The 22,418-nt window shown below is 53.5% G+C and carries 25 protein-coding genes and 3 tRNA genes; 11 read left to right on the top strand and 17 right to left on the bottom strand.

Annotated features, from left to right (window positions below):
* Positions 1 to 26 precede the first annotated feature (26 nt).
* Positions 27 to 1,691 (top strand): methyl-accepting chemotaxis protein, encoded by a 1,665-nt coding sequence (gene tsr / locus EKN83_RS17715; RefSeq protein WP_025757452.1) that lies wholly within the window; start codon positions 27 to 29, stop codon positions 1,689 to 1,691.
* Between the two features lie 76 nt (positions 1,692 to 1,767).
* Here tsr and EKN83_RS17710 read toward each other — a convergent pair whose 3' ends face one another.
* The 10 genes from EKN83_RS17710 to EKN83_RS17665 form a co-directional block, all read right to left on the bottom strand.
* Entirely contained in the window at positions 1,768 to 2,283 is a 516-nt protein-coding gene (locus EKN83_RS17710; protein WP_126801381.1) for a GNAT family N-acetyltransferase, read from the bottom strand.
* On the bottom strand, positions 2,283 to 4,574 hold the full coding sequence (opgB, locus tag EKN83_RS17705) for a phosphatidylglycerol--membrane-oligosaccharide glycerophosphotransferase (RefSeq protein ID WP_126801380.1): 2,292 nt from the start codon (positions 4,572 to 4,574) through the stop codon (positions 2,283 to 2,285). The genes EKN83_RS17710 and opgB overlap by 1 nt, the downstream gene beginning before the upstream one ends.
* A gap of 270 nt (positions 4,575 to 4,844) precedes the next feature.
* The gene (locus tag EKN83_RS17700) at positions 4,845 to 5,327 is read right to left on the bottom strand and encodes a DUF2501 domain-containing protein (protein ID WP_025757456.1); all 483 of its coding nucleotides are present in this window, start codon (positions 5,325 to 5,327) and stop codon (positions 4,845 to 4,847) included.
* Positions 5,328 to 5,411: 84 nt separating this feature from the next.
* On the bottom strand, positions 5,412 to 6,149 hold the full coding sequence (dnaC, locus tag EKN83_RS17695) for a DNA replication protein DnaC (RefSeq protein WP_014168503.1): 738 nt from the start codon (positions 6,147 to 6,149) through the stop codon (positions 5,412 to 5,414).
* A complete protein-coding gene (dnaT, locus tag EKN83_RS17690; protein ID WP_025757460.1) occupies positions 6,146 to 6,691 on the bottom strand; it encodes a primosomal protein DnaT in 546 nt (181 codons plus the stop codon). Before dnaT ends, dnaC begins: the two co-directional genes overlap by 4 nt.
* A 150-nt stretch (positions 6,692 to 6,841) precedes the next feature.
* A complete protein-coding gene (locus EKN83_RS17685; protein ID WP_008502092.1) occupies positions 6,842 to 7,270 on the bottom strand; it encodes an organic hydroperoxide resistance protein in 429 nt (142 codons plus the stop codon).
* Between the two features lie 84 nt (positions 7,271 to 7,354).
* Positions 7,355 to 7,807 (bottom strand): MarR family winged helix-turn-helix transcriptional regulator, encoded by a 453-nt coding sequence (locus EKN83_RS17680; protein WP_045286455.1) that lies wholly within the window; start codon positions 7,805 to 7,807, stop codon positions 7,355 to 7,357.
* Between the two features lie 41 nt (positions 7,808 to 7,848).
* Positions 7,849 to 8,481, bottom strand: a complete 633-nt coding sequence (locus tag EKN83_RS17675) for a TetR family transcriptional regulator (protein WP_045286456.1) — start codon at positions 8,479 to 8,481, stop codon at positions 7,849 to 7,851.
* Positions 8,482 to 8,548: 67 nt separating this feature from the next.
* Positions 8,549 to 9,022 (bottom strand): threonine/serine exporter, encoded by a 474-nt coding sequence (locus EKN83_RS17670; RefSeq protein ID WP_045286457.1) that lies wholly within the window; start codon positions 9,020 to 9,022, stop codon positions 8,549 to 8,551.
* Positions 9,013 to 9,789 carry a threonine/serine exporter ThrE family protein gene (locus EKN83_RS17665; RefSeq protein WP_025757466.1) on the bottom strand — a complete coding sequence of 259 codons (777 nt, stop codon included), beginning with the start codon at positions 9,787 to 9,789 and terminating at the stop codon, positions 9,013 to 9,015. Before EKN83_RS17665 ends, EKN83_RS17670 begins: the two co-directional genes overlap by 10 nt.
* A 410-nt stretch (positions 9,790 to 10,199) precedes the next feature.
* Here EKN83_RS17665 and EKN83_RS17660 point away from each other — a divergent pair, with 410 nt between their 5' ends.
* Both EKN83_RS17660 and bglJ read left to right on the top strand, forming a co-directional pair.
* A complete protein-coding gene (locus tag EKN83_RS17660) occupies positions 10,200 to 10,937 on the top strand; it encodes a helix-turn-helix transcriptional regulator (RefSeq protein WP_095449610.1) in 738 nt (245 codons plus the stop codon).
* Positions 10,934 to 11,569 (top strand): DNA-binding transcriptional activator BglJ, encoded by a 636-nt coding sequence (gene bglJ, locus EKN83_RS17655; RefSeq protein WP_025757469.1) that lies wholly within the window; start codon positions 10,934 to 10,936, stop codon positions 11,567 to 11,569. The genes EKN83_RS17660 and bglJ overlap by 4 nt, the downstream gene beginning before the upstream one ends.
* A 38-nt stretch (positions 11,570 to 11,607) precedes the next feature.
* Here the strand turns inward: bglJ and EKN83_RS17650 are convergent, their stop codons facing one another.
* Complete coding sequence (locus tag EKN83_RS17650; protein ID WP_025757470.1) at positions 11,608 to 12,066, bottom strand: YbaK/EbsC family protein; 459 nt, start codon at positions 12,064 to 12,066, stop codon at positions 11,608 to 11,610.
* Positions 12,067 to 12,394: 328 nt separating this feature from the next.
* Here EKN83_RS17650 and EKN83_RS17645 point away from each other — a divergent pair, with 328 nt between their 5' ends.
* A complete protein-coding gene (locus EKN83_RS17645) occupies positions 12,395 to 13,741 on the top strand; it encodes a PTS sugar transporter subunit IIC (RefSeq protein WP_045284849.1) in 1,347 nt (448 codons plus the stop codon).
* Positions 13,742 to 13,836: 95 nt separating this feature from the next.
* On the opposite strand, the gene fhuF is transcribed toward EKN83_RS17645, so the two are convergent.
* Positions 13,837 to 14,625, bottom strand: coding sequence for a siderophore-iron reductase FhuF (gene fhuF, locus EKN83_RS17640; RefSeq protein WP_126801379.1), 789 nt, complete (start codon positions 14,623 to 14,625; stop codon positions 13,837 to 13,839).
* A 95-nt stretch (positions 14,626 to 14,720) separates the two neighbouring features.
* Positions 14,721 to 15,785, bottom strand: a complete 1,065-nt coding sequence (locus EKN83_RS17635; protein ID WP_126801378.1) for a GGDEF domain-containing protein — start codon at positions 15,783 to 15,785, stop codon at positions 14,721 to 14,723.
* A gap of 215 nt (positions 15,786 to 16,000) precedes the next feature.
* Here EKN83_RS17635 and EKN83_RS17630 point away from each other — a divergent pair, with 215 nt between their 5' ends.
* Positions 16,001 to 16,270, top strand: coding sequence for a DUF1435 domain-containing protein (locus EKN83_RS17630; RefSeq protein ID WP_185857685.1), 270 nt, complete (start codon positions 16,001 to 16,003; stop codon positions 16,268 to 16,270).
* A 38-nt stretch (positions 16,271 to 16,308) separates the two neighbouring features.
* Here EKN83_RS17630 and EKN83_RS17625 read toward each other — a convergent pair.
* The 4 genes from EKN83_RS17625 to rsmC all read right to left on the bottom strand — a co-directional run bounded on the left by EKN83_RS17625 (position 16,309) and on the right by rsmC (position 17,829).
* Positions 16,309 to 16,395 (bottom strand) — tRNA-Leu (locus EKN83_RS17625).
* Positions 16,396 to 16,427: 32 nt separating this feature from the next.
* A tRNA-Leu gene (locus EKN83_RS17620) sits at positions 16,428 to 16,514 on the bottom strand.
* 28 nt (positions 16,515 to 16,542) lie between these two features.
* A tRNA-Leu gene (locus EKN83_RS17615) sits at positions 16,543 to 16,629 on the bottom strand.
* 171 nt (positions 16,630 to 16,800) lie between these two features.
* Positions 16,801 to 17,829: a 16S rRNA (guanine(1207)-N(2))-methyltransferase RsmC gene (rsmC, locus tag EKN83_RS17610; protein WP_045284847.1), complete on the bottom strand. Its 1,029-nt coding sequence runs from the start codon at positions 17,827 to 17,829 to the stop codon at positions 16,801 to 16,803.
* Between the two features lie 102 nt (positions 17,830 to 17,931).
* Between rsmC and EKN83_RS17605 the strand changes: the two genes are divergently transcribed.
* From EKN83_RS17605 to EKN83_RS17580, 6 genes are all read left to right on the top strand, one after another.
* Positions 17,932 to 18,345 carry a DNA polymerase III subunit psi gene (locus EKN83_RS17605; protein WP_025757479.1) on the top strand — a complete coding sequence of 138 codons (414 nt, stop codon included), beginning with the start codon at positions 17,932 to 17,934 and terminating at the stop codon, positions 18,343 to 18,345.
* Positions 18,314 to 18,757, top strand: coding sequence for a ribosomal protein S18-alanine N-acetyltransferase (gene rimI / locus EKN83_RS17600; RefSeq protein WP_025757481.1), 444 nt, complete (start codon positions 18,314 to 18,316; stop codon positions 18,755 to 18,757). The genes EKN83_RS17605 and rimI overlap by 32 nt, the downstream gene beginning before the upstream one ends.
* A 19-nt stretch (positions 18,758 to 18,776) precedes the next feature.
* Entirely contained in the window at positions 18,777 to 19,454 is a 678-nt protein-coding gene (gene yjjG / locus EKN83_RS17595; protein ID WP_025757483.1) for a pyrimidine 5'-nucleotidase, read from the top strand.
* A 91-nt stretch (positions 19,455 to 19,545) separates the two neighbouring features.
* Positions 19,546 to 21,135: a peptide chain release factor 3 gene (gene prfC, locus EKN83_RS17590; protein ID WP_045284844.1), complete on the top strand. Its 1,590-nt coding sequence runs from the start codon at positions 19,546 to 19,548 to the stop codon at positions 21,133 to 21,135.
* Between the two features lie 299 nt (positions 21,136 to 21,434).
* Positions 21,435 to 22,052 carry a molecular chaperone OsmY gene (gene osmY / locus EKN83_RS17585; protein WP_045284843.1) on the top strand — a complete coding sequence of 206 codons (618 nt, stop codon included), beginning with the start codon at positions 21,435 to 21,437 and terminating at the stop codon, positions 22,050 to 22,052.
* A gap of 127 nt (positions 22,053 to 22,179) precedes the next feature.
* Positions 22,180 to 22,341: a DUF1328 domain-containing protein gene (locus tag EKN83_RS17580; RefSeq protein WP_003856556.1), complete on the top strand. Its 162-nt coding sequence runs from the start codon at positions 22,180 to 22,182 to the stop codon at positions 22,339 to 22,341.
* Positions 22,342 to 22,418 lie beyond the last annotated feature (77 nt).

Here is a 22,418-nt window from a genome sequence, read left to right as displayed (position 1 = left end):
TGTATCTGTCTGAGGAAAGAGAAAACATGTTAAACCGTATCAAGATTGTCACCAGTTTAATGCTGGTTTTAGCGATATTTGGCCTTTTACAACTCACATCCGGTGGTCTTTTCTTCAATGCCCTTAAGCATGACAAAGAGAATTTCACTGTTCTGCAAACCATTCGTCAGCAACAGTCCACGCTGAACGCCAGCTGGGTAGCGTTGCTGCAAACCCGTAATACCCTGAACCGTGCGGGTATCCGCTATATGATGGATCAGAGCAATATCGGCAGCGGCGCGACCGTTAACGATTTGATGCAAATTGCATCTGCGTCTCTGAAACAGGCGGAAAAAAACTGGGCTGCCTACGAAGCCCTGCCGCGCGATCCGCGTCAAAACGACGCTGAAGCGATGGAGATCAAACGCAACTATGACATTTACCACGGTGCGCTGGCGGAGCTGATTCAGCTGCTGGGTGCAGGCAAAATCAACGCCTTCTTCGATCAACCGACCCAGAGCTACCAGGACGGTTTTGAGAAGCAGTATGTGAGCTACCTGCAGCAGAACGACAAGCTATACCAGATTGCGGTTGAAGACAGCAACAGCTCCTTCAGCCAGGCTATCTGGGTGCTGGTAAGCGTGCTGATTGCCGTGCTGGTGGTGATCGTGGCTGTCTGGCTGGGTATCAAGCAGGCGCTGATCTCCCCGCTGACGCGTCTGATCGACAACATTCGCCATATCGCCAGCGGCGACCTGGTGAAGCGCATTGAGGTGCAAGGCGCTAACGAGATGGGTGAACTGGCCGACTCGCTGCGTCATATGCAGAGTGAGCTGGTGAGGACCGTTGGCGACGTGCGTAACGGCGCGAATGCTATCTACAGCGGCGCGAGCGAAATCGCGATGGGCAATAACGACCTCTCCTCCCGTACTGAACAGCAGGCGGCTTCCCTGGAAGAGACCGCTGCCAGTATGGAACAGCTGACGGCGACCGTTAAGCAGAACGCCGAGAACGCCCGTCAGGCGAGCCATCTTGCGCTGAGCGCCTCTGAAACCGCGCAGAAAGGCGGTAAAGTGGTGGATAACGTGGTGCAAACCATGCGCGATATCGCGGGCAGTTCGCAGAAAATTGCCGACATTATCAGCGTGATCGACGGTATTGCTTTCCAGACCAACATTCTGGCTCTGAACGCGGCGGTTGAAGCGGCGCGTGCGGGCGAGCAGGGTCGTGGTTTTGCGGTGGTGGCAGGTGAAGTGCGTAACCTGGCACAGCGCAGCGCCCAGGCGGCACGTGAGATCAAGAGCCTGATCGAAGACTCCGTGGGCCGTGTGGAAGTGGGCTCAACCCTGGTGGAAAGTGCCGGTGAAACCATGGGTGAGATCGTGAATGCGGTCACCCGCGTAACGGACATCATGGGGGAGATCGCCTCTGCGTCTGACGAACAGAGCCGCGGTATCGACCAGGTGGGTCTGGCGGTGGCGGAGATGGATCGTGTGACCCAGCAGAACGCCTCGCTGGTAGAAGAGTCTGCCGCGGCTGCGGCCGCGCTGGAAGAGCAGGCGAGCCGCCTGACGCAGGCTGTGGCGGTGTTCCGCATTCAGCAGGAGCAGATGAAAGCGCGCGAGTTTGCATCCGCAAAAACGGTGTCCGCGCCGGTGATGACGCGTAAAACCGCGACTGCCGATGCCGGTGATAACTGGGAAACCTTCTAACGCCGTGGGTGGTGCCGGGTGGCGGCTTCGCCTTACCCGGCCTACGGTTCAGGTTTTTTAGGCCCGGTGGGCGATATTAAAGAGGCAGGCGCATGGCGCAGCGAGCGTCATACGCCAGACCGTGCTCTGCCTCTTCTTCCCTCTTCTGACGTAGCTCAGGCGTGAGTTCAGTGACGTATTCAAACCCCAGCCGCGCATAGAACGGCGCATTCCATGGCACCTCGCGAAACGTCGTCAACGTTAACGCTGTCAGCCCCATTTTGCGGGCATGGTCAGCCGCACAGGCGATGAGTTGTCGACCTATCCCTTTTCCCTGCCAGGCCCGATCAACCGAAAGCTCCACAATAAACAGCGACGACGCGTGCGCTTCGGTAAGGATAAACCCCACGGGGCGGCCGTTCGCCAGCGCCAGCCAGCTGAACCCGCGTTCGGCATAGTCGAGGTGTTGCTCAGCGGTAATGACCTCGCCGTCAGCAAGCCAGGCGAATTCCGGGATGTCACGAAATCGTCCGGCCGCCGCGCGTTCAATAGCGGACAGGGCGGCCACATCGCCGGAACGTGTGGGACGAACGGTAATGTGAAGGTCAACCATCAGCCTGCGGTTCTCACAATTTTGATCTCTACCATGCCAATCCCAATCTCACGCGGTGAGTGTCCAAGGATATTCCCCTCATTCGTCGACTGCGGGTCAGGTGGCACAATCACCAGGGTATTGCTGCGTGAGGGATTGTCAAAATGCAGCGTGTGTGTGGTCACGTCGTTTCCAAGCGTCAGCGTCTGCTCGCTATCGCCCACGCGGACCGGCACGGGCTTGTTGGCGTTGGGGCCGTACGCTCGGGCCGTGATCACCAGATCAAATTGTTCCGGCAGAGGATGGGTGTACTCAATTTTCACCTCGTTGCCCAGCTGCGCGTTCGACCAGCGCCCCCAGGACTCCGGACGGGAGATGCCGCTAAACTGTTTCACCTCTTCCGGCGCGCCGGCCACGTTAAAGATAAAGCTGTCCGCCTTGTAGCGAATATCGTTATCGACGATTTTCAGCATGTCGACGTTACGCTGATAGCGTGCGGTATCAATCACCGCGTCTTTGAAAGCGGTTTTGCCTTTCCATACCGCTTTATCCACATGCTGAACGGTTTGCTCCCCGCCAAGCTGGCCCTGAGAGACGCACCAGTCGGTAGAGAGCGCCAGCGGCTGGGACCAGAGCTGGCCCATTTTGTAGCATCTGTCAACCCAGACAAAGTTATCGCGCGGGGCAAAATCGGCGAGCTGATAACGCAGCGGCGCGGAATATTCGCTCTCCGGCAGCGGCTCGACGCGACTCTCCGACACGCGTAACAGCAGCGGCAGACGGAAGTTGCTGCCCGAGAAGGCAATGGTGTTTTTATCGCGATCGATGGTGAAGTCTTTCATCTCTTTCGGGAAGTTCCACAGGCGGATGATGTCTGGCTTCCAGGCGAGGATTTTCTCCTTCATGTTGAGGAACACTTCTGACAGGGATTGCCCCGACAGCGTGCTGCGGCCAAGGCCAATAAAATTATCTCCGCCCAGAATGTCCAGCACGGTCGCCCCGTTATCCATGGAGTTGCGTTTGGTGGCGATCACCTCCTGCCGCGGCTGGTCGCCGCGCAGGACGAAGAACAGATTGCTGCGATCCTGCTTGTTGAGCTGATCCCAGGCGCTGTTTTTCATCGCCAGATGGTCAGACGAGATGACGATGACGGTGTTTTTAAACCAGGGCGAGGCTTTGATCTTCTCGACCAGCGCGGCGATGTGCTCCTGGCTACAGGTCACGGCGCTGAAGGAAGTGTTGTTTTTGCCATCGACATCATAGCGTTTGCGCTTACAGGTGCGTGAGACGAACCCATCCGGATGATGCGTATCCACCGTCAGGGCAAAGAGCGAGAAGCGTTTGCCCGCGCGGGAGAGTTCCTCGAATTTCTTCCAGGTTTCGTCCAGCACGGTATCGTCATAGAAGCCCCAGTCGTTACGGTAGCCCGGATCGGCCACCGTCGTTTTTAACTCTTCCGAGCCGTACAGGTGGTCAAAACCGTGGGATTTCAGGAACACATCTTTTCCGGCGAAGCGCAGGTTTGCCCCCTGCATAAAATAGTTTTCGTAGCCGGAGTTTTTCAGGATGTCGCCGAGGCAAATATTTTGGGGGAAGAACGTCGACATTGAGGCTGAGGCGTTCCCTTCAAAAGGGGCGAACAGCGGAATACCGCACTGGGAGGCGACCATCCCGGCGATGGTGTAGTCCGTACCGGGTAACTGCATGGTGTGGCTGAAATCGAGGCCTTCGTTTTTCAGTGCGCCCAGGTCTGGCGTCAGGTTCGGGAAGGCGTCGTTATCAAAGTAGGTGCGCTCCAGGCTTTCACCGTAGATATAGACCAGATTGAGTTTCGGGTTGGCGATCGTTTTCGACGGTTCTTTGTAGTAGGCCACAAAATCCGGGTCGCCGTCGCGCGACTGGGATTTCACCAGCTCGGTGATCTGATGGAACGCCGGGCTGGCGTCGACGGAGGCCAGCGCCAAAACTAACGCCAGCAGGCTGTAACCATGGTGGTGCGGATGATGGCGACGTCGACGCAAGACCCAGGCAAGCGCGCCAAAAATCGTCACCAGCGCGACGACGAGGCCGAGCCCCGGAAGTATGTACTTACCTACGCCTGCGCCGGTCAGGCTGTTCGTCAGCGTGTAGAGCACCGCGTCGTTAATGCCGTCACCGGTAAAGTAATCGCTGGCGTATAAAGTAATGTTTAAAATAATAAAAATGCCAAGCACCACCAGCGTGGCGATAAACCACCAGGTGTTACGGCCGGCTTTCCAGGCATAGACGCCGACAGAAGCCAGAAAAAGGGCAAGGGACATTAATTCTGACAACAGCATATCCTCATGACGCCAGGTGCTTCGCTGGCTAACTGTTTATTTTTTAGGTCATACAATGTAATTGCGATGTCGTTTAGCTGCAATTTTAGTGTCACGAAAGTGTGCTGTTGTTAGGATTTGGTTTAGAAAATCGTTTTTATGAAGGGTGTCGCATCCTGACAAACGGACGCTCTGACGGTGGCTGGTAGGGAAAATGCTCGTTTAGCGCCGCGTTGCAAGACTATCGCATTAAACGCGGCGTGTTGTGGCAGAAAATGGGGCCGATCAGGAGATGAAATTAACGCCTTGTTTCAGCACCAGATCGCAGGCTTTGGTTTTCACCTCTTTTGCCAGTGACGAGTTGCCGAGAGTGCTCAGGTTAAGCTGCTGGCCGTTTTGCGCATTAAGCAGACCCTGAATACCGTCCATATAGTTGGTATCCGCTTTCTGCTCCTGGGTATCCAGACCCAGTTTACCCAGCACCTGGTTTTTCACGTTTTGCGCGTCGGTCACGGAGGCCAGTTTTTGCTTCGCGCAATATTCCAGAATCCCCGCCGCGTTGTTCATCGTGCCCGCGCTCAGGCTCTGGGCGCTGTTACCCAGCAGGCTGGTGAGGGAAGAGGCGGAGAGGCCGCCCTGAGAAGAGCTGCTCTCTTTGGTCAGCTGGTTTGCGGCGCTTGACAACGACTCCTGCCAGGAGGCTGCCTGCGCTGCGCCGGTAACCAGCAGCGCGCCTAAAAAGGTGCTGATAACAATCTGTTTTTTCATATTGGCTTTCTCAAAAAGGTCCGTTTTGGGCCGGAAGGGGTTCCAGTATATACCTGCGCCCTGTCGGCGATTCCTGGAACTGTCTTAATACTCTTTGCCGGTGACGCGGCTGCGGTAACTTTCCCAGTCGAAGATGACATACAGGCTGTTACCCAGCTTCATGCGGTCCATGACGCGTTCCCCCAGCAAGCGGGTCATCTCATCGATATTGTGGTTCGTTAACATGCCGGTGGGGCGCTTGGAGGAGGAGCGGCGATCGACAATCTGGTTGATGATCACCTTTTCATAACGGGATTCGGTCTGAACCCCGATCTCATCGATGACCAGCAAATCCACATTACTCAGATCGTTAAGCAGTTGCTCTTCGCTGGTTTCCCGGTTGCTGAAGGTGTCTTTCATCGCAGACATGATATCGGCCACGGTGATGATAAGGACCGACTTCCCGCGCAGAAGCAGTTCGTTGCAAATGGCGGCGGCCAGATGGTTTTTACCGGTGCCCGGCTTACCGCTGAAGATGAAGCTGGCGATATTGCCGTCGAATTCATCAACATACTGACGTGCGGCGGCGAGCGCGTTCATCTGCCCGTTGGTCTCGATTTTATAGTTATCAAACGAGCAATTCTGGTGCAGGGGACGAATACCGGAACGGTTGAAGGTGCGCTGCATTTTCATCGCCCGGTTTTCGCGGGCGAGGGCCGCGGCGCGGATCTTTCCCTGCTCTTTTTGCCACGCCAGCAGCTCTTCCCCCGTCGTGAAAGCGGGCTTTACGTTGGCAGGCATCATTTTTTGCAGTCGTTTCATCAGGTCGCCGACATTCTTCATTTCGCACCTCGGAATCCACTCGGGATCTGTTTATCCGGTTCGGAAAACGCGTTGATATCGCGTTTTGGCTGGCCATTGTTGCTGGCGCGGGTAATTTGCAGATGACGCGCGAGCTTTTGCTGCCACTGAATATGGGTGAAGACTTTACCTTCCGCCTGCCACCAGGCGGTAAATGCGGCGAGCTCTTCAGCGGTAGCCGGCTGGGTTAACGCAATGCCCCACAGCGCGGCCTGGCGCTGAAAATCTGCATCCGGTTGCCAGCCCGCGTAGAGGGCAAATTTTCCCATCGGAACGGTCACGGGCGCGTTAACCGGCTCATCGAAGAACTGGTTATCCAGCGTGATATCACTCGCCGGGCGTGACAATTGCGCTTCAGTTTCCAGGAGCTGTGCCAGACGTTCCGGTGTGATTGCGTAAAACGCCGGAGCGTTGTCGGCAAAAACCGCAACTGTGCCACCTTCGGCGTGGGTCAACACACCGCGTGGGTCGCGCATAAAGGCATCAATACCAGCAATGCTGGTGGTCAGGATTCTGGAGGACATAACGCTTTCTCTACTGAATGACTACGGGCGTGATATGGGCTTATGGTAGCACAGAGAGGAAGAGGGAATGGAGGGGGATTTCCCCGGCAGCGCTGCGCTTACCGGGGCTACAGTGGCAGGACTGATAAGCGCAGTGCCATCAGGCATTTATCACGCGATGATATTCAGGGTCACGTCGATGTTGCCGCGGGTCGCGTTAGAGTACGGGCATACAATGTGCGCGGCATCCACCAGCTTTTTGGCTTCAGCTGGATCCATACCTTCAACATGGATGTTCAGCTTTGCTTCAATACCAAAGCCGGTTGGCAGTGGACCAATACCCACTTCACCTTCAATAAAGGCGTCTTTTGGCAGGGTAAATTTGTCGCGCGCGGCCACGAACTTCATCGCACCCAGGAAGCAGGCGGAGTAGCCCGCCGCAAACAGCTGCTCAGGGTTGGTGACGTCTCCGCCCATGCCGCCCATCTCTTTTGGCACACCCAGTTTGACATCCAGTACACCATCGGAAGAGGTCGCGCGGCCGTCACGGCCACCGGTTGCTTTTGCTTTGGCGGTATAAACAACTTTTTCTAAAGACATGGCAGGTTCCTCATCTTGCTTTAATGTGTGCTATTAAATAGCGTGCGATATATATGGTTAAATAAAGACGCATAAAGTATAGCCTTACGCGCGCTGAATATGTTGTCGCAAAAGCTCCAGCTGCTGCTTGAGCGACAGCAGGGTGTCGGTATCACACTGCGCTGCGCATCCCACCGCATGGGGGATTCCTGCAGCCTGCTGCTGAAGTTCACGTCCCGCATCACTCAGGGTAACGGCGACCTGACGTTCATCCTGGCGCGAGCGCTGACGGTTTATCAGCCCGGCGCTTTCCAGACGTTTTAACAGCGGCGTCAGGGTGGCAGAATCCAGAAACAGCCGTTCACCGATGTCCGACACCGTGATGTCATCCTGCTCCCACAGCACCAGCATGACCAGGTATTGCGGGTAGGTCAGGTTCAGCGGTGCCAGCAGTTGCCGGTACAGCTTATTTAGCGCCAGGTTTGCCGAATAAAGGGCAAAGCAGAGCTGGTTATCCAGCCTGAGCGCAGCGGTTGCGTCGTGTGTTTTCGCGTTCATGAGATAACTATAGATAGTGCGCGATTTAATTGCAAGCAATTTTATGGGCAGGTATAACGCAGGGCCACCTGAACGGCCATTTTACGGTAGTGCTGGCGCTGCGCCGCTTCATCTGCACCCTCTTCAAACAGCAGCGTAAAGGTGTAGCTGTTGGCAACGTAATGAAAGCTGAAACTGCTGATCAGACGATGCAGATCGCGCGCGTCAACCGTCTGGCTGAATAACTGTTTTTCTTTCCCCCGGCGCAGGATCCCTTCCAGCAGATCGAGCGCGCTACGGTTGACCTGGCGAAGGTAACTCGACTGCTGCATAAAGCGGCCACGCTGCATGTTTTCCATGCAGATAATCCGGATGTAATCCGGGTGGTCGGCGTGGTAGTCAAAGGTGGCTTCCACCAGTTCGACCAGCGCTTCGACCGGTGACATGTCTGCGAGGCTAAGCGCTTTTTCACTGGCGCGGATCTGGGTGTAAACATATTCCAGTACGAGGAGATACAGGTTTTCTTTGTTCTTAAAATGGTAAACCACCATCCGCTTGGTGGTGCCTGCTTTCTCTGCGATCTGCTCCATGCGGGCGCCGTTCAACCCATATTCGGCAAAAAGCGCGATAGCGCTCTGAAAAATTTTCTCTTTCAGGCTGGATTCTTCAGGGAGTTCGCTGCCAGGGTTAGCCACATCCTTTCCTTATGTTCACCAAACGGACCAGAAAGATTATCTCCATGGCAGCGGGATAACACAAATATCAAACGCGTGGCCGTTTACGGTAGAGCCAGAGTCCGGGGATCGACAATCCGATAGAGAGCGCGCCGACAATGGATGAGGCCTTAAGAAAGTTGCTGAGAAGAAGGATCATCTGCGGTTCGGTGTAGCCAAAATGGCTGATTTTCACCGCCGAAATCATCGCCGTATAGGCCGAAATACCGGGGAACATCGGGATCACGGCGGCGACGGTGAAGACTTTCGGATGCGCCAGATACCAGCGCGACCACTGGATACCGATGCTGCCGACCAGCATAGAGGCCATAAAGGTCGACCATTCGATGTTAAAACCCGCCGTCATCATCACCATGCGCGATCCATGACCGATGGCGCCCAGCAGTGCACACCATGGCAGAGCGCGTTGCGGAACGTTAAATACCATCGCAAAGCCGACGGCAGGAATGGCGGCCAGGGCCATATCCTCAGCCAGCGCCAGCAGAAAATCTATCACGCCCATCCGCGTAACCCCCAGAGTGTCATGGCCATGACCACGCCGATGCAGGTCGCCAGGGTCAGCAGACTGGCGATAGCCCAGCGTGCCAGGCCAGTATTGATATGCCCTTTAAACATGTCGGCGACGGCGTTAATCAACGGGAAGCCCGGTACCAGCAGAAGGACACTGGCGGCCATGGCGATCGTCGGGGTGCTGGCAAATTGCGGCAGACGCAGGAGGAGGCCAGACACCGTGGTGGCGACAAATGCGGTAATGCAGAAGTTAATTTGCGGGTGTAGCTGCCGGTGTGTCAGCAGCTGGCGAACATACATGGCGATACTGCTGGCAAAAAAGGTGACGATCGCCCCATCCCAGCCGCCTTTATTGAGCTTACAAAAGCAGGCGCACGAGAGCCCCACCATCAATACGACCAGCCAGCGTGGATAACGTAATGGCTTAATCTGGTTGAACCGTTTTTCTATCTCATTGAGATCGAGAAGCTTATGTTCAGCAAGAATGACGATATGTTGCACTTCGGTCACGACGTGCATGTTAATGCCACGGTCATGATTTTTGCGGGTGGAGGTCAGGCATTGACCGTCTTTGATGGTGGTCAGCACAATGGCGTTGGATGAGATGGCGCTTTCTACGCTGTCCATACCCAAAGCCAGCCCCAGCCGGGTTGACAGCTCCTCGACCAGCGCGCTTTCCGCGCCGTGCTGGAGCAAAAAAAGACCGCACTTTATACAGAGCCGCGTGATAGCACGCTGCGTTGACCGATCTGCCTGCATGTATTGTCCCGAAGATGATGGAGAGTTGCCGTTTAGCTCACGATGATTACTTTTAGCACAAAGTGCAGTGTCTCTTGCTGTGGGTCAGATCAAGGTTTATGCAAACAGTGGCAACCCGTGTCGCAGAAGGGCGGGGGATTAATCTATTAATGCAGTGAATTCTTTATATAGAGATATAAAATATTTGTATTAAGTTATTCTAATTTTATATTGTCATTATTTTAATGGGTTCGGAATTAAATTTATTTGCGCTTTGTGAGATATTACCGTTGTTTTAGGCATTTCCTAAACTAAAAAACATATCTCATCTTCTGTTTGTATTAATCGGTTTTATACTCAGGGACGAAAATAGTGATAGAACGTTGTGTTTTGACGTTACGCATTCTATGAAAAATGGACACGGAGGGTCTATGTTGTCATTGCATGGTAAGCATGGCGTGGTTATTAGCCGGATACCCGTCATGCAAAATGGGTTAGGGGGCGTGATGTCACGTCATTTCCCTGATGTTGAATTGACGTATTGCCGCTCACTGCAGGAGTTAACCCTGCTTCAGCTACGCCGCGCAGATGTCATTATTGCCGATATTTCAGGTGAATACAGGAATCCTCGGGGTACGCTCGAAGAGTATTACGCATTATTGAATCAATATCGGGAAATTCACTGGATCTTTTTAGTTTCGCGCCCGCTATATCCTGTTGCCGTTGAGCTACTGATGCGGCCAGAAAGCACGTTGCTTTCTGAAATGGAGCCGATTGAAGGCGTGGTGGCGGCTATTCGGGCTGGTCGCGAGCGGGCGGAGCGGATAAGCCAGACGTTATTAACACCGGAACCTCAGGGAGTGGAAGAGGAAGACGAGTCATTTATCGCGCTCACCCACTCCGAACGCAAGGTATTACGGCTGTTAGGTAAGGGATGGGGTATTAACCAAATCGCCACGTTGCTCAAGAAGAGCAATAAAACGATTAGTGCCCAAAAAAACAGTGCGATGCGACGGCTCTCCTTACGAAGTAATGCCGATATGTACGCCTGGATCAACAGTACGCAGGGAATGAGAGAGCTGAGTTTAATGTCAGCCTATGGAGAGTTCGAGGAATGGAAAAAACCGATTCACCAAGACATATTGCCGTCATCGAAAATTGCACGATGAGTGCTATTGGGCTAAAGAATCTTTTTACTCTGTCCACGCTGAACCATTATCAGCTGCATCTGTTCAGTGAATTTGACAGCTTTAAGAAGGCGCTTCATCAGGTCAATTTTTTCTCGCTCATCTATTCACTTTCCGATGCGCGAGAAGAACGGCGTAACTGCCTGGCACATCTGCGGGACCTCGCGTTCACGCATAGCCATATCCAGCGCATTATCCTGGTCTCTGATGTGACAGAGGCTCGGTTAATTAGCCATCTTTCGCCGTCACGTCTTCACGGCGTGGTCAGTAAGTCAATGACGCTTGAGCAGTTACAGAACGAATTCGTGGTGTTGTTAAGTGAAACGCTGCGCATCAATGACAATATGCTCAATCACTGGTACCACAGTCAAAACAGGATGTTAAGCCCAACGGAAAGGGCAATTCTGCGTTACATGTCTTGCGGTTATTCCATTCCTGAAATCGCGGCTGAGCTTGAACGCAATATTAAGACCATCCGGGCGCACAAGTTTAATGCGATGGTGAAGCTGGGGGTGAATTCTGACGTAGGGCTACTCGATGCGGCGGATATTCTTACCCATCTTCCGGCAAGGGATCCGCAAAGTTTGGCCCTCAGCAAGGCCACATTTTTATAATCAGTCTTATACGCGCCAGATGGACTCTGGCGCTTCGGTCAGATGCAGACATCAACCCATTTTGCGGAAGTCAGCTCTGCCATTCTGTCAGGTGAAATACGCACAGCACTGTGGATGGCGCCTGCGGCTGGCAGCACTTCAGCATACTGCTTTAAAGAGACATCGCAATAGACTGCGAGTGGATTTTCCAGTCCGAACGGACACACACCGCCAACCGGATGACCAGTAATGGTAACCACTTCATCACTGCTGAGCATGCGCGCTTTCGCACCAAAGGTGTCTTTCAGTTTTTTGTTATCCAGACGCGCATCGCCTTTCGCCACCACCAGAATCACTTCATTCTTCACCTTCAGTGACAGGGTTTTGGCGATCTGTCCCGGCTCAACACGATGGGCGGCAGCAGCCAACGCAACGGTAGCAGTACTCTGGCTAAGCTCGATGATGTCTATATCCGGCGCGTTGTCGGCAAAAAACTGCTGTACAGACTGCAAACTCATTGTTTCCTCCTGACAAATATCCTGCGTAATCTGTCATAAGAAATTATGCTCTGTAAATATCTCTTAAGTAACAAAGATCCCGGACGGCAAAATTCTGGATCCCCTTCACAATCACGGAAACCGGTTACAGTAACCGGTTGCAGAGCGTGATGCGTAGATTAATACTGAGTACGTAACGTCCCCTGTATCCAATAATAAGAGCAAATTATGAAACCATTTCGTCTGAGCAGTACCGCGGGTACACAAGCCAGCAAGGTTGTGAAGCTAATTTATGGAACAACGTACGGCGCGAATGCGCCTGTAATAAACGTCTGACAGGAGATCTGCCATGTCTGCCAACCATGCTGCGTTTAACCTGATATTCCGTTTCGTTGAAAATTACGTCAGCCCGATTGCCGGGCGGATCTCTTCCCAGCGTCATGTTATGGCTATCCGCGATGGGTTTATCTCCGCGATGCCATTTATGATTGTGGGTTCATTTTTATTAGTGTTTGCTTACCCTCCATTTTCGCCGGATACCACCTGGGGCTTCGCACGCGCCTGGCTGGATATGGCGAAGCAATTCGAAGGCCAGATCCTGACGCCGTTTGATATGACGATGGGTATTATGTCCATCTATATTTGTGCGGCCATTGCCTACAACCTGGGTAAACACTACGTCAAATCACATCAGCTGGATCCGTTTATGTGCGCCATGCTGTCGCTGATGGCGTTTCTGCTTGTTGCGGCACCGAAAACCAAAGGCACGCTGCCCGTCGACAGCCTGGGTGGGACAGGGATTTTTACGGCGATTCTGGTGGCCATTTACTGCGTTGAGATGATGCGTTTCCTTAAAGCGCATAACATCGGTATTCGTCTTCCGGACCAGGTTCCACCGATGATCAAAAACTCTTTTGATCTGTTGATCCCGGTGCTGGTGGTGGTATTGACGCTCTATCCGCTCAGCCTGGTGATTCAGTCACAGTTTGGCATGCTGATCCCGCAGGCGATTATGTCGGTCTTTAAACCGCTGGTTTCCGCGGCGGATTCGCTGCCTGCCATTCTGCTGGCCGTGCTAATTGGTCATCTGCTGTGGTTCGCCGGGATCCACGGGGCCGCTATCGTCTCCGGGATGCTGCAGATGTTCTGGCTGACTAACCTTGGCGCAAACCAGACCGCGCTGGCCGCCGGTCAGCCTCTGCCGCATATTTTCATGGAAGCGTTCTGGACGTTCTTTATCGTGATTGGTGGGTCGGGCGCCACAATGGGACTGGTGATTTGCTATCTGCGCAGCCGTTCCGCTCATTTACGTTCTATCGGGCGTTTAAGCGTGGTGCCCAGCTTCTTTAACATTAACGAACCGGTCATTTTTGGTACGCCGATCGTGATGAACCCGGTGTTCTTTATCCCCTTCCTGCTGGCACCGATGGTCAACGCTGTGCTGGCCTGGGCGGCAATGACCTTTGATCTGATTGGCCGTGTCATCTCCGTGGTACCGTGGACGGCACCGGCGCCGATAGGCGCAGCGTGGGCCCTGGGATGGGATTTCCGCGCGGCGATCCTGGTTGTGGTTCTGGCCTGCGTATCGGCAATCATCTACTTCCCGTTCTTCAAAGTTTACGAGAAACAGCTGCTGGAGCAGGAAGCGGAAGAAGCGCAGCGTAATGCGGAAGAGGATAATCAGCAGGTGGCTTAGGTAAAAGCAAAACGGCAACGCAGGTTGCCGTTTTTAGTGTTTGTTCCCTCTCCCCGTGGGAGAGGGCTAGGGTGAGGGCATCAGGCTGAGCCCGACTACTTCAGCGTGCAATCCCCGCACTGCTTAACGTCCGGCAGGCGATAGCGCTGGCAGCAGGTGCGGCGCACCAGAAGCCCATCACGAAGGACAACGGTACGGAATAACGGGTTGTCTCGGCCGTCGGAAAGCTGTTTTGCAAAGAAACAGGACTGACGCAGAGCATCAACACTCTCCTCACCAAGCAGCGGCTTCATTTCCGTGAGATACCAGTGGATTAAATAGCCGGTATTGCTCCAGATAAGCTTCCCGTTAATCTCTCCCGTGGCTTCCAGCGCATCCACGACCGGGATCAGCGCCCGTGTGATCAACAGTTCCATACGTTCCCGGGCAGTCAGTCGCACTGCGCTCTGGACTTCGTGAAGATCAATCCAGAAACAGGCCGCGCGTCCGGTTTCGTGAAACTCGACGTGGAAATGCTCAGGTGAGAGTTCCAGCATGCTCTTCTGCGTTAACAGCGCCAGCATGAGCGGAGGCACCATCAGTCCGATATACCATTGCGCCCAGAGAGAGAGCAGGGGCTTATTTTCCCGCGTCATGGCAGGCTGATTGCGATAAATATGGTCGGAATAGGTGGCCAGCAGCGATTGCAGTTTTGCCGGTTGACGCCACTCTGCGAGCGTCATGGCGTGATGCGGGTGCGCTTCATCAAGCCGGATAAAGTCCAGCAGGTGGGCGCGCGTTTTGGCAATCTTATCCCGTATGGCATCCGCAAGCGAACCATTCCCGCTGGTGAGGGGGGCTCGCCAGAGGAGGGGCTCGACAATATGTGCGGTATGCGTGGCCATAGTTTGGATAGAAATCTAAATGATAATGATTGCCAATCCTAACTATTGCTCATACCAATGGCAAGACTTTTGTCCTGGTGACGTTGCCGTCGTGTTTACGCCGTCTGCAACTCTTCACTCAACAGAATATTGTTGCGCCCCATATGCTTGGCTTCGTAGAGCGCTTTATCCGCTTTTTCCAGCGCGCCTTCTACGTCGTCATCCTCGAAAATGGCGATACCAATGCTGATGGTGACATTTGTCGCGACGCTTTCGTTAAACAAATGCGGGATTTTCAAATCGTAAACTTTCTGACGGATCCGCTCTGCAGTCTGGCGGGCATGCTCAAGGGAAATATTGGTCAGCAGCACCATAAATTCTTCCCCACCAAAACGCGCCACAATATCGCGAGAACGCACGGCATCGCGGATGGCGGCAGAGACACGTTTCAGTGCCTGGTCGCCCATCATATGACCGTAGTGGTCGTTATAGGCTTTGAAGTGATCGATATCCATCAGCAGGACAAAGTGCTCGCCATTTTCTACCGTCGGCAGGTTTTCCAGACGGCTTTGCAGACCGCGACGATTATAGAGTCCGGTAAGAGGATCCATCATGCTCAAATCGGTCAGGGTCTCTCGTTCTTCCAGCAAGCGAGAGAGCAACTCCTGCGCGAAACGATCGTTACGTCGTTGCAAAATGTTATGAATGGCAATTGCCACGACAGGAAGTGCGAAAGAGTAGGACATTCTCAGCCATATATCGTGTTCACTTAGCCACAGGCAGACAATAAACGCGGGCAGTGAGTGCAGGGTAAATGCTTTGATATTACTGGCGAATGCCAGCGTCCCGATAAAAAGCACGGTTAACAGGGCGATTAACAAATAGGTCGTTTGGTCGTGGGTAATTAAGGCGAATTTGGAGGCAATTTGCCAGGCCCACAAAATACCGAAGATCGCTGAAACGACAGGAATATTTATCTTCCGCGCTCTCTTTCTCCAGTGCCAGACGAACAGACCGGTACTGATAGAGAAAATAGCAATCAGAGGGGCAGATAACACGCGTACCGAATTGAGCGGATTTGTTACCGAGAACACTGCAGAGGTTGCGTTCAGAAATAAAAATAAACGTAACGATAATTGATATTTTCTGTGAACCAAAGACCGCCAGGATTGTGATGTCATAGTCGTGTGTTTTTATTAAAATTTAATTAAAACAAATGAGTAGGTGTTGTTTCGCAATAAAATATGCAAAAAACTCAAAGAGTAATTATCAGAAAATCTTTAGATGTTGTTAATAGGTGCGCAATTTATCACCTTAGGCAATTCCTGTCATTACGGGAAAGGTAAAGGTCGGTGGTTTTTAATTCATTCAGCTGACAAATGATAATCTTTGTCATATGATATTGGTTATCATTATCGTTGTAAGGGGCGGAACCATGTTGCACAGGGCGCTGGGAAGTGGTTGGGGGGTATTGCTACCGGGAGCCGTTCTCGGCGGGTTGATGTTTGCCGATCTCTCCCTTGCTGTCTGGAAAGCCATTATCGTGGCAGCACTATTAGTCACGTCAGCCATGATTTGGCACAAGCAACTGCGCCACTTTGTGTTACTGCCATCCTGTGTCGCACTGGTCAGTGCAATGCTGGTGATACTGATGAGTCTGAAATAACAGGGAGAAGAGAACACTCAGAAGGGGTGTAAGATAATTGGTGCGAGGGGGGGGACTCGAACCCCCACATCCGTAAGGACACTAACACCTGAAGCTAGCGCGTCTACCAATTCCGCCACCTTCGCACAGTCATCTTACTGGTTTGATATCGCCTCGTTGGTGCGAGGGGGGGGACTCGAACCCCCACATCCGTAAGGACACTAACACCTGAAGCTAGCGCGTCTACCAATTCCGCCACCTTCGCCCAGTGCGAGCAATATCATTGTGATTTATGGTGCGAGGGGGGGGACTCGAACCCCCACATCCGTAAGGACACTAACACCTGAAGCTAGCGCGTCTACCAATTCCGCCACCTTCGCATACCATCGATACTGTAAAAGTATCGTAACCACGGAGGCGCATTCTAGATGTTTTCAGCTTTACGTCAACAGAAAAGTGCGCGTGATGCCTTGATTGATGCAAAAATGGCCGATAGGCGCGTCGTGTATGGCCGGATGGCGCATTCGCTTATCCGGCCTGGAGGGTGGTGATTACTTTTTGGCCTGACGGGTCATCACGGTGCGGTAGACTTTAAAACGTCCCGTCTGGGCGATGACTTCGTGGAAGCCGAAGGTTTCATCCAGCACTTTCGGGTATGCCAGGAAGGCGTTCGCGACGATACGCAATTCACCGCCGCTGTTGAGATGGCGGACTGCGCCACGGATCAGCGTTTGCGCGGCTTCGAGGCTGGTCTCCATGCCGTCGTGGAACGGTGGGTTAGAGATGATCATATCAAAACGACCGGTGACATCAGAAAAGACGTTACTGGCAATTACGTCGCCTTCAATACCGTTAGCGGCAAGCGTTGCGCGGCTGGCCTCTACCGCCGGTGCGCTGACGTCACACAGGGTTAAACGGACTTTAGGAGAATGGCTGGCGAGTACGGTTGCCAGCACGCCCGCACCGCAGCCGACATCCAGCACTTTGCCTTTGGTATGCGGCGTGAGGGTGGAAAGCAGCAGCTTGCTGCCCGCATCCAGGGCGTCACGGCTGAACACGCCCGGCAGGGTTTTAATGGTCAAACCGTCAAGCGTGTATTCGTCCCAGAATGTCGCGGCATCAAATGTTGCCTGTTTTTCCAGACGGCCATGGTACAGACCACAGCGGCGGGCGCTGTCGACTTTATTCAGCGGGGCATACTCTTCCAGCATCTGCTCTGCGCTTCTCACGCCGCTGCGGTTCTCACCGACGACGAAAATATCGCAGCCGACCGGCAGCAGGGAGAGCAGGTTCATCAGCTGGAACTGGGCTTCCGGTTTGTTCTTCGGCCAGTAGTAGATCAGCGTATCGCAGTCGGCGATATCGCGCTGCTCTGCCACCAGGCTAAAGCGTGCGCGCTCACCCATCTGGCGGCTCAGCACCTGCCAGTGATGGTAATATTGGGTGTGGGCACGGCTTTCAGCACAGTCGAAACGCGCAGGCAGGTCATCCTGCATATCTCCGGCAAACAGAATACGGCTTTCTTCGAAATCATCACTGTGACGCAGCAAGACTTCACTTGCCGGGGTAAATGCAGACATGAATTGTTCCTCAATAAACTCAGGCGGGGATTATAGTAGGTAGATGGCGCAGTTTCGACACATTTGCTATATTTGCGCGCCTGAGAGACAGGAGTTTTCCCTATGACATCCCGACGAGACTGGCAGTTGCAGCAGCTGGGCATTACCCAGTGGGCTTTGCGTCGCCCGACGGCGTTGCAGGGCGAAATCGCCATCTCCATCCCGGCGCACGTTCGCCTGGTGATGGTGGCGGAAGAACTGCCTGCCCTGAATGAACCCCTGATCGGTGATGTCCTTCGCAGCCTGAAGTTGACGGCCGACCAGGTTTTACAGCTGACGCCAGAGCGGGTCGCTATGCTGCCTCCTGACAGCCGCTGTAACAGCTGGCGTATTGGAGAGGCAAATGCGATCCCGCTCCAGGGAAGCCAGATCTGCACGCCAGCGCTGGACGAACTGAAAGCCAACCCAAAAGCGCGAAGCGCGCTATGGCAACAAATCTGCGAATATGAACACGATTTCTTCCCTCACGACGCCTGACCTGACCACAGCGTTTGCGATTGAAACACGCGCCCATGCGTTTCCGTGGAGCGAAAAAACCTTCGCCAGTAATCAGGGCGAACGGTATCTCAACTACCGCCTGGATGTTGACGGCACCATGGCCGCCTTCGCGATTACGCAGGTTGTTCTGGATGAGGCGACGCTGTTTAATATCGCGGTTGATCCTGCGTTTCAGCGCCGTGGGCTGGGAAGAGAACTGCTTACGCACCTCATCCGTGAGCTTGAAACCCGTGACGTTTTCACCCTGTGGCTGGAGGTGCGCGCGTCGAATGTCGCCGCCATCGCGCTCTATGAAAGCTTAGGCTTTAACGAGGCGACAATCCGCCGTAACTACTACCCCACCGCAGAGGGACGTGAAGACGCCATTATTATGGCTCTGCCGATTGGATAACGAAAATAAGGTTGTAACGATGAAATGGGACTGGATTTTCTTTGACGCCGATGAAACGCTGTTTACGTTCGATTCGTTCGGGGGTCTACAGCGGATGTTTCTCGACTATAGCGTGACCTTCACCGCTGAGGATTTTCAGGACTATCAGGCGGTCAACAAACCGCTGTGGGTGGATTACCAGAACGGTGCCATCACCGCGTTACAGCTTCAGCACCAGCGCTTTGACGTCTGGGCGGAACGCTTAAATGTCAGTCCGGGAACGCTGAACGAGGCCTTTCTGAACGCCATGGCCGATATTTGTGCGCCGCTGCCGGGGGCCGTGTCGTTGTTGAATGCACTGAAAGGCAAAGTAAAACTGGGGATCATCACCAATGGTTTTACCGCCCTGCAGCAGATCCGCCTTGAGCGTACCGGCCTGCGCGATCATTTCGACGCGCTGGTGATCTCGGAAGAGGTCGGCGTGCCGAAACCGGATCCGCGTATTTTCGATTATGCGCTGGCGCAGGCCGGCAACCCTGACCGCGATCGCGTCCTGATGGTGGGTGACACCGCAGAGTCAGATATTCTGGGCGGCATGAATGCCGGTCTGTCGACCGTCTGGCTTAACGCGCATGGCCGCGTGAAGCCTGAGGGCATCGAGCCGACCTGGACCGTGACGTCGTTGAACGAACTGGAGCAACTCCTGTGTAAACAATGATTGCCTGCCCCCTGTTGATGGGTAAAATAGCCGCAATTTTGTATTCCATGATGCGTGGCGTGCTGCCGCGCTTATATAAGAAGATTTGATTATGACGTTGTCTCCTTATCTGCAAGAGGTGGCCAAGCGCCGCACTTTTGCCATTATTTCGCACCCGGATGCCGGTAAAACGACCATCACCGAGAAGGTGTTACTGTTCGGACAGGCTATCCAGACTGCGGGTACCGTTAAAGGCCGTGGCTCCAGCCAGCATGCAAAATCTGACTGGATGGAGATGGAAAAGCAGCGTGGTATTTCAATTACCACCTCCGTGATGCAGTTCCCGTATCATGACTGCCTGGTGAACCTGCTGGATACCCCGGGCCACGAAGACTTCTCTGAAGATACTTACCGTACCCTGACGGCGGTGGACTGCTGTCTGATGGTCATCGACGCCGCGAAAGGGGTAGAAGACAGGACCCGTAAGCTGATGGAAGTGACCCGTCTGCGCGATACGCCGATCCTCACCTTCATGAACAAACTCGACCGTGACATCCGTGACCCGATGGAACTGATGGATGAAGTGGAAAACGAGCTGAAAATCGCCTGTGCGCCAATCACCTGGCCCATTGGCTGCGGTAAGCTGTTCAAAGGGGTGTATCACCTCTACAAAGATGAAACTTACCTGTACCAGACCGGTAAAGGCCACACCATTCAGGAAGTGCGCATCGTGAAAGGTCTGGACAACCCGGATCTGGACGCGGCTGTTGGTGAAGAGCTGGCCGCGCAGCTGCGTGACGAGCTGGAGCTGGTGAAGGGCGCGTCTCACGAATTCGATAAAGATCTGTTCCTGAGCGGTGAAATCACCCCGGTCTTCTTCGGTACTGCGCTGGGTAACTTTGGCGTTGACCACATGCTCGATGGTCTGGTGGAGTGGGCGCCGCAGCCGATGCCACGCAAAACCGATACCCGTGAAGTCGAAGCGAAAGAAGAGAAATTCACCGGCTTTGTCTTTAAAATTCAGGCCAACATGGACCCGAAACACCGCGACCGCGTGGCCTTTATGCGCGTGGTGTCCGGTAAATATGAAAAGGGTATGAAGCTGCGCCAGGTGCGTATCGGTAAAGATGTGGTGATCTCCGACGCGCTGACCTTTATGGCGGGCGACCGTTCGCACGTGGAAGAGGCGTATCCGGGCGACATTATCGGGCTGCACAACCATGGCACGATTCAGATCGGCGATACCTTCACCCAGGGTGAAATGATGAAGTTCACCGGTATTCCGAACTTCGCCCCGGAACTGTTCCGTCGTATTCGTCTGAAGGATCCGCTGAAACAGAAACAGCTGCTGAAAGGCCTGGTTCAGCTCTCCGAAGAGGGCGCGGTGCAGGTGTTCCGCCCAATCGCCAACAACGATCTGATCGTAGGGGCCGTGGGTGTGCTGCAGTTCGACGTGGTTGTTGCGCGTCTGAAGAGCGAGTACAACGTGGAAGCGATTTATGAATCAGTGAACGTGGCGACCGCGCGCTGGGTTGAGTGTTCTGACGTGAAGAAATTCGAAGAATTTAAGCGTAAGAATGAAGTTCAGCTGGCGCTGGATGGCGGTGATAACCTGACCTATATCGCCCCAACCATGGTGAACCTCAACCTGACTCAGGAACGTTATCCTGACGTTCAGTTCCGCAAAACGCGCGAACACTAATCCCCTCTCAGAGCACGGCAGTCGCCGTGCTCTTCTTTAATTCCTGTCTTATTAATCCCTTGCGGAATGTTCTTAATTCACTGCATTTTCGCGCTTTTTGCACGTTTTTTACCCGAATCTGAAAGCGGCTCTGTGAGAGTGATCTATATTTAACTCAGTGTTTAGCACCGGGCGTGGATAAATTAACTGTTCAATGCATGGCTTTAGGTTATCCATTTCGTCTGCGTGTTTATTCGCAATATATATAACTACTAAGGAAGTATGTAGCCCGAATAACGGGTAAACACAGGAATAGATCGATGAATATGACAAGACTGAAGATTTCTAAAACTCTGCTGGCTGTAACACTGGGTAGCGTTCTGGTTAGCGGCTCCGCGCTGGCGGAAAGCAGCACCATGGATAAAGCACAGTCCACGGCGGATACCGCAGGGCAAAAAATCGATAGCTCTATGAATAAAGTCGGCAATTTCATGGATGACAGCTCAATCACAGCAAAAGTGAAAGCCGCACTGGTGGATGACGAAGCCATCAAGAGCACCGATATTTCCGTGAAGACCGACAAGAAAGTGGTCACGCTGAGCGGCTTTGTCGAAAGCCAGGCTCAGGCGGAACAGGCGGTGAAAGTGGCGAAGGGCGTCGAAGGTGTCGCCTCCGTTAGCGATAAACTGCACGTTCGTGACAGCAAAAACGCGTCGGTGAAAGGTTATGCCGGTGATGCTGCCACCACCAGCGAAATCAAAGCTAAACTTTTAGCAGATGACATCGTGCCGTCCCGTAAGGTGAAAGTGGAAACCACCGATGGTGTGGTACAGCTTTCCGGTACGGTTGATTCTCAGGCGCAAATTGAACGCGCCGAGTCTATTGCGAAAGCCATTGATGGTGTGAAAAGCGTTAAAAACGATCTGAAAGCGAAGTAAATCTGGACCATTCGCCCGTCTGGCTAAATCCGGCGGGCGAAATAAGAACGACTCTGGAAAAACGCCGGTGAGCGACCTGAGCGCTCACGTTTAGCGGCCGACATTAACTATGGTAAAGGAGAAGCTTATGTTTCGTTGGGGCATTATATTTCTGGTTATCGCGTTAATTGCCGCCGCATTGGGCTTTGGTGGTCTGGCAGGTACTGCAGCATGGGCAGCTAAAATTGTCTTCGTTGTCGGTATTATTCTGTTCCTGGTCAGCCTGTTTACGGGACGTCGACGTCCGTAGCAAACGCAATATTCTGTCAACAAAGAAAAGCCAGTCACTGCGACTGGCTTTTTCTTATTTGCGTTGCCGGCCGGGTG

The sequence above is a fragment of the Enterobacter sp. WCHEn090032 genome, from assembly GCF_003986875.1.
Taxonomy (GTDB): Bacteria; Pseudomonadota; Gammaproteobacteria; order Enterobacterales; family Enterobacteriaceae; genus Enterobacter; species Enterobacter sichuanensis.
Note: the sequence above shows the minus strand (reverse complement) of the source record. Positions and strands in the feature narration are given on the sequence as shown.

What these genes read in the sequence shown, in the direction of transcription:
- dnaC (WP_014168503.1), bottom strand. Translation starts at nt 6,149, where the DNA reads ATGAAGAATGTCGGCGACCTGATGAAACGACTGCAAAAAATGATGCCT.
- EKN83_RS17635 (WP_126801378.1), bottom strand. Translation starts at nt 15,785, where the DNA reads ATGACATCACAATCCTGGCGGTCTTTGGTTCACAGAAAATATCAATTA.
- EKN83_RS17685 (WP_008502092.1), bottom strand. Translation starts at nt 7,270, where the DNA reads ATGTCTTTAGAAAAAGTTGTTTATACCGCCAAAGCAAAAGCAACCGGT.
- rsmC (WP_045284847.1), bottom strand. Translation starts at nt 17,829, where the DNA reads ATGTCTGCATTTACCCCGGCAAGTGAAGTCTTGCTGCGTCACAGTGAT.
- EKN83_RS17700 (WP_025757456.1), bottom strand. Translation starts at nt 5,327, where the DNA reads ATGAAAAAACAGATTGTTATCAGCACCTTTTTAGGCGCGCTGCTGGTT.
- EKN83_RS17660 (WP_095449610.1), top strand. Translation starts at nt 10,200, where the DNA reads ATGTTGTCATTGCATGGTAAGCATGGCGTGGTTATTAGCCGGATACCC.
- fhuF (WP_126801379.1), bottom strand. Translation starts at nt 14,625, where the DNA reads ATGGCCACGCATACCGCACATATTGTCGAGCCCCTCCTCTGGCGAGCC.
- rimI (WP_025757481.1), top strand. Translation starts at nt 18,314, where the DNA reads ATGAACACGATTTCTTCCCTCACGACGCCTGACCTGACCACAGCGTTT.
- EKN83_RS17645 (WP_045284849.1), top strand. Translation starts at nt 12,395, where the DNA reads ATGTCTGCCAACCATGCTGCGTTTAACCTGATATTCCGTTTCGTTGAA.
- EKN83_RS17580 (WP_003856556.1), top strand. Translation starts at nt 22,180, where the DNA reads ATGTTTCGTTGGGGCATTATATTTCTGGTTATCGCGTTAATTGCCGCC.
- tsr (WP_025757452.1), top strand. Translation starts at nt 27, where the DNA reads ATGTTAAACCGTATCAAGATTGTCACCAGTTTAATGCTGGTTTTAGCG.
- EKN83_RS17630 (WP_185857685.1), top strand. Translation starts at nt 16,001, where the DNA reads ATGATATTGGTTATCATTATCGTTGTAAGGGGCGGAACCATGTTGCAC.
- EKN83_RS17710 (WP_126801381.1), bottom strand. Translation starts at nt 2,283, where the DNA reads ATGGTTGACCTTCACATTACCGTTCGTCCCACACGTTCCGGCGATGTG.
- EKN83_RS17650 (WP_025757470.1), bottom strand. Translation starts at nt 12,066, where the DNA reads ATGAGTTTGCAGTCTGTACAGCAGTTTTTTGCCGACAACGCGCCGGAT.
- EKN83_RS17670 (WP_045286457.1), bottom strand. Translation starts at nt 9,022, where the DNA reads ATGGGCGTGATAGATTTTCTGCTGGCGCTGGCTGAGGATATGGCCCTG.
- yjjG (WP_025757483.1), top strand. Translation starts at nt 18,777, where the DNA reads ATGAAATGGGACTGGATTTTCTTTGACGCCGATGAAACGCTGTTTACG.
- osmY (WP_045284843.1), top strand. Translation starts at nt 21,435, where the DNA reads ATGAATATGACAAGACTGAAGATTTCTAAAACTCTGCTGGCTGTAACA.
- EKN83_RS17680 (WP_045286455.1), bottom strand. Translation starts at nt 7,807, where the DNA reads ATGAACGCGAAAACACACGACGCAACCGCTGCGCTCAGGCTGGATAAC.
- EKN83_RS17605 (WP_025757479.1), top strand. Translation starts at nt 17,932, where the DNA reads ATGACATCCCGACGAGACTGGCAGTTGCAGCAGCTGGGCATTACCCAG.
- EKN83_RS17665 (WP_025757466.1), bottom strand. Translation starts at nt 9,789, where the DNA reads ATGCAGGCAGATCGGTCAACGCAGCGTGCTATCACGCGGCTCTGTATA.
- prfC (WP_045284844.1), top strand. Translation starts at nt 19,546, where the DNA reads ATGACGTTGTCTCCTTATCTGCAAGAGGTGGCCAAGCGCCGCACTTTT.
- bglJ (WP_025757469.1), top strand. Translation starts at nt 10,934, where the DNA reads ATGAGTGCTATTGGGCTAAAGAATCTTTTTACTCTGTCCACGCTGAAC.
- dnaT (WP_025757460.1), bottom strand. Translation starts at nt 6,691, where the DNA reads ATGTCCTCCAGAATCCTGACCACCAGCATTGCTGGTATTGATGCCTTT.